Source organism: Pyxidicoccus fallax (genome assembly GCF_012933655.1).
Taxonomy (GTDB): Bacteria; Myxococcota; Myxococcia; order Myxococcales; family Myxococcaceae; genus Myxococcus; species Myxococcus fallax.
In genome coordinates this window covers 1-3418 of the sequence record NZ_JABBJJ010000608.1, presented here as the reverse complement: position 1 = coordinate 3418, position 3418 = coordinate 1, and the positions used below count along the sequence as shown (strand labels likewise).

Sequence of the window (3418 nt, the reverse complement as noted above, 5' to 3'; positions counted from 1 at the left end):
GCCCCCCACCCTCCGCTTCCTCCATCATCTCCATCGGGGGCGCCGCGGGCGCCGCGGCCACGGCGTCATCCGCGCCGAAGGCGCTCGTCTCCTTCAGTCGCAGCGCCGCCAGCTCACCCGTCCGCGGCTCGAAGTCGGCGGCGAGCCCCATCACCACCATCAACGTCAGGATGATTCCCGCGAGGACGCCCACCGCCCCCACGATGACCGTGCGCTTCATGGCTCCTCCCGGGCGACCCACGCGTTCCAGTTCTCCACGTCCTCCGGCAGCCGCGTCCCGCTCGTCACCACCGCCCGCGGGTCGGTGAGGGCCAGCAGGTCCTCCGGCAGCCGCGACAGCCGCAGCCGGCGGCCGAAGGCATCCGTCACCTTCTCGCCGCGCTTCTCACACGCCGCCAGCGCGCCCTCCCACAGCTTCGCCAGCTGCGCCGGGTCCAGCGTCTGTCCCTCGGGGGCCTTCTCCTCCCAGGCGCGCACCTGCGCGTGCAGCTCCGCGAGCACCGCGTAGAAGGGCTCCGTCAGCTCCGCGTCCGGCTGGAAGGGACTCGTCGCGTTCACCGAGACCCACGGCTCGGCGTCCTCGCGCTGCGGCACTTCGCTCACGCGCAGCAGCGCCGCCGCCGCCGCGTTGGCGCCGCGGATGCGCCCCATGGCCAGCGCCTGTCCGTCCAGCACGCCGAAGGCCGGCGTGGCCACCGTGGGCGCGGGCCGCACGCTGCCCAGCGACTCCGCCCCCGGCAGTGGCGCCAGCTGCCCCAGCGTCTCGTCCACGCCGAAGAGGCCCACCGCCGCCGGGCCCTCCTTGCCGTCCACCCACGTGCGCACCTGGAGGCGGGCCAGCTCGCCCGGCGCGTAGGCCGGCTTCTCCGGCGACACCTCCAGCGACAGCTGCGCGCGCGGCGCCACGTACACCCGCGCCACCGCGCCCGCCCACTGCGCCTCGGCCCAGCCCTCGAAGTCCGCCGGCAGCTGGAAGCGCGCCGTGCGCGAGCCCTTGTCGATTTTCGACTCCAGCCGCGTGGCGCCCGCCTGGAGCACCAGCGTCTCCGGCAACGGGTCCACGTACCCGGGGCCGCGCATCAGGTCGATGCGCACCTCCTCCCGCGCGCGCGCCAGCACCGGCGTGGCCCGCATGCGCGTGGCCGGCAGCTGCGCCGGGCGCAGCACCAGCTTCGTGTCGCCCGCGTCCTTCGCGCTCACCTTCAGCTCGTAGCCCAGGAAGACGGTGGCCTGCGCCGGCCCGTCCTCCCCGCTGGCGCCCGTCGGGTACGCGGTGAAGCGCGCCACGCCCAGCGCCTCGAAGCGCTCCAGCTTCTCCATCGCCGGAGACAGCCGCAGCCGGCCGAACTTCTCCTGGAGGCAGGGCAGCACCGACGCCGGCAGCGCGCCCTCCTGCTTCGGCAGCGTTACCCACGACGCCGCCACCTCCGGTACCGTCCTCCCCAGCCGCCAGCTCAGCGCGACCGGCAGCGGCGCCTCCACCTCCAGGTTCCGGGGCAGGCACCCGCGAGCATCCCGCGCCGCCGTGTCCAGCACGTCCGTCACCAGGGCGCCATCCCCCACGGCCTCCTCCACCTCCACCTCCAGCCGGGGCAGGCCCGGGTCCGTCACGCCCAGCTCCAGCCGCAGCAGGCGCTCCCGCCCGGCGGGCAGCCCGCGCGAGCGCAGCGCCGAAGCCACGCACGTCACCAGAGGCCCCGCTCCTTCCGCGCCCGCCACGTCCGCCACCGCGCCCCCCGCGCCCACGCGCAGGCCCAGCACCACCTCCTGGGAGCCATCGTCCGGCGTGACGAAGCGCGCGCACGGGAAGAGCGACGGCAGCCAGCGCTCCACCGCGAGCTGGTCCTCCAGGGAGGCCTCGCCCTCGTCGGCCAGCAGGTCCCTCAGCCCGGCCAGCGCCACGGGCGGGGGCGGCGGCGGGCGGCGCACCGGCATGGGCGGCACCACCACGTTGACGGGCGGCCCCGGGTCCAGCTGGAAGGCGGCCACGCCATCCTCGTCCGTCACCGCGCGCACGCCCTCGTCGCGGGCGTCCCACGCGCGCTTCACCGTCAATTCCGTGCGGGGCAGCACCCGGCCGTCCGCGGTGGTGGCGCGCAGGTAGACGCGGTTGTTGAAGCCCGCCACCAGCCCGCCCTCCAGCTCCGTTACCGAGGACACCGCGAGCGCGTCCTCGGCCAGGAGCAGCGACACCCCGCCCTCCACCCGGTCCCCGGCCGCGTCCTTCGCGACGACGGCGGCCGTCAGCCGCGTGTTGCCGCGCAGGTCCATGGGCACGCGCGGCAGCACCAGGCGGAAGCGGCCGGCGGCGTCGGTGCGCGCGCGCTCGGGCAGCCCTCCACCGGACAGCCATTCCGTCGGCGGCGGCCAGTCCCCCGAGTGTCTCCAGCCCAGCTCCACGTCCGCGCCCTCCACCGGCGCGCCCGAGCTGTACACCACCTGCCCTTCCACCTCCGGCGTCTCACCGGCCCGCCAGAAGGGCCGGGGGCTGCCGACGTCCACGCGGAAGCGCGGCAGGGTGAAGGGCTCCACCGTGAAGCGCGCCTCCGCCTGCGCGTTGCCGCTCGTCCAGCTCACCGTCCACATGCCCGTGGCGGCGCCGCGGTCCAACGGGAAGCCGCCGGCCACCACGCCCCACGGGCCCGCCGGCGCGCGCTCCTCCAGCACCACCTCGCCGGACGGGTCCTTCACCCGCCACGTGCCGGGCCGGCCGTCCAGCGGCGACAAGTCCTTCGCGCGCAGCACCACCGCGCGGAAGCGCACCTCGTTGCCCGGCTCGTACAGCGGCCGGTCCGTCAGCACGTGCACGCGCGCGGGCGCATATAAAGGAAGCGCCGCGTCCACCGTGTCCGTGCCCAGCGGCGTGCTGACGCGGGCGCGCAGCGTGTAGTCCCCGTCCGGCACCTGGGGCAGCGCCACCCGCGCCATCAGCGCGAGGCCGTCCTCCCGCCCCCAGGGGTGCTCCTTCTCCGGGGGCAGCGGCGTCTGCTTCCCGTCCGCGTCCACCAGGAACAGCTCCGCGGTGCCGCGCCCGACGCGGCCCTTCAGCATGCCGCCGAGCGCATCGGGGGCCTGCGCCTCGGCCCACACGAACACGGGGCCGGCGAGGCCGCGCGACAGTCCGTGGGCGTTCAGCCCCACCGTCTGGCGGAACCGCCCGTCCGGGCAGCGCGGCACCTCCACCCCGTGCAGCACCCACGCCGACAGGCACACGTCCCAGGAGGCCACGGCCAGCGTGCCTCCCACGAGGAGCGCGGCGAGCCCTCCGGCCAGCAGCCGGCGGTTGCGGATTGTCATATTTCCTCCCCTTTCCGCACTCTATGCCGGGAAAGACCTTCCCTGCCCGGTACCCGATTTTCACGGGGCTGTAACGGTGAGCTAGGGTTGTCTCTTATACACCTCTGACGCTGCCGACGAA

The 3418-nt window shown here is 75.3% G+C and carries 2 protein-coding genes; both read right to left on the bottom strand.

Annotation, left to right across the window (positions count from 1 at the left end; translation table 11 throughout):
• Positions 1–220: hypothetical protein (locus HG543_RS52480; RefSeq protein WP_169352493.1), on the bottom strand; the 220-nt coding region annotated here is incomplete at its 3' end.
• Positions 217–3297, bottom strand: a complete 3081-nt coding sequence (locus tag HG543_RS52475) for an MG2 domain-containing protein (protein WP_169352492.1) — start codon at positions 3295–3297, stop codon at positions 217–219. The genes HG543_RS52480 and HG543_RS52475, both read right to left, overlap by 4 nt.
• Positions 3298–3418 lie beyond the last annotated feature (121 nt).

Coding starts and splice junctions, on each gene's coding strand:
- HG543_RS52475 (WP_169352492.1), bottom strand. CDS start 3,297: ATGACAATCCGCAACCGCCGGCTGCTGGCCGGAGGGCTCGCCGCGCTC.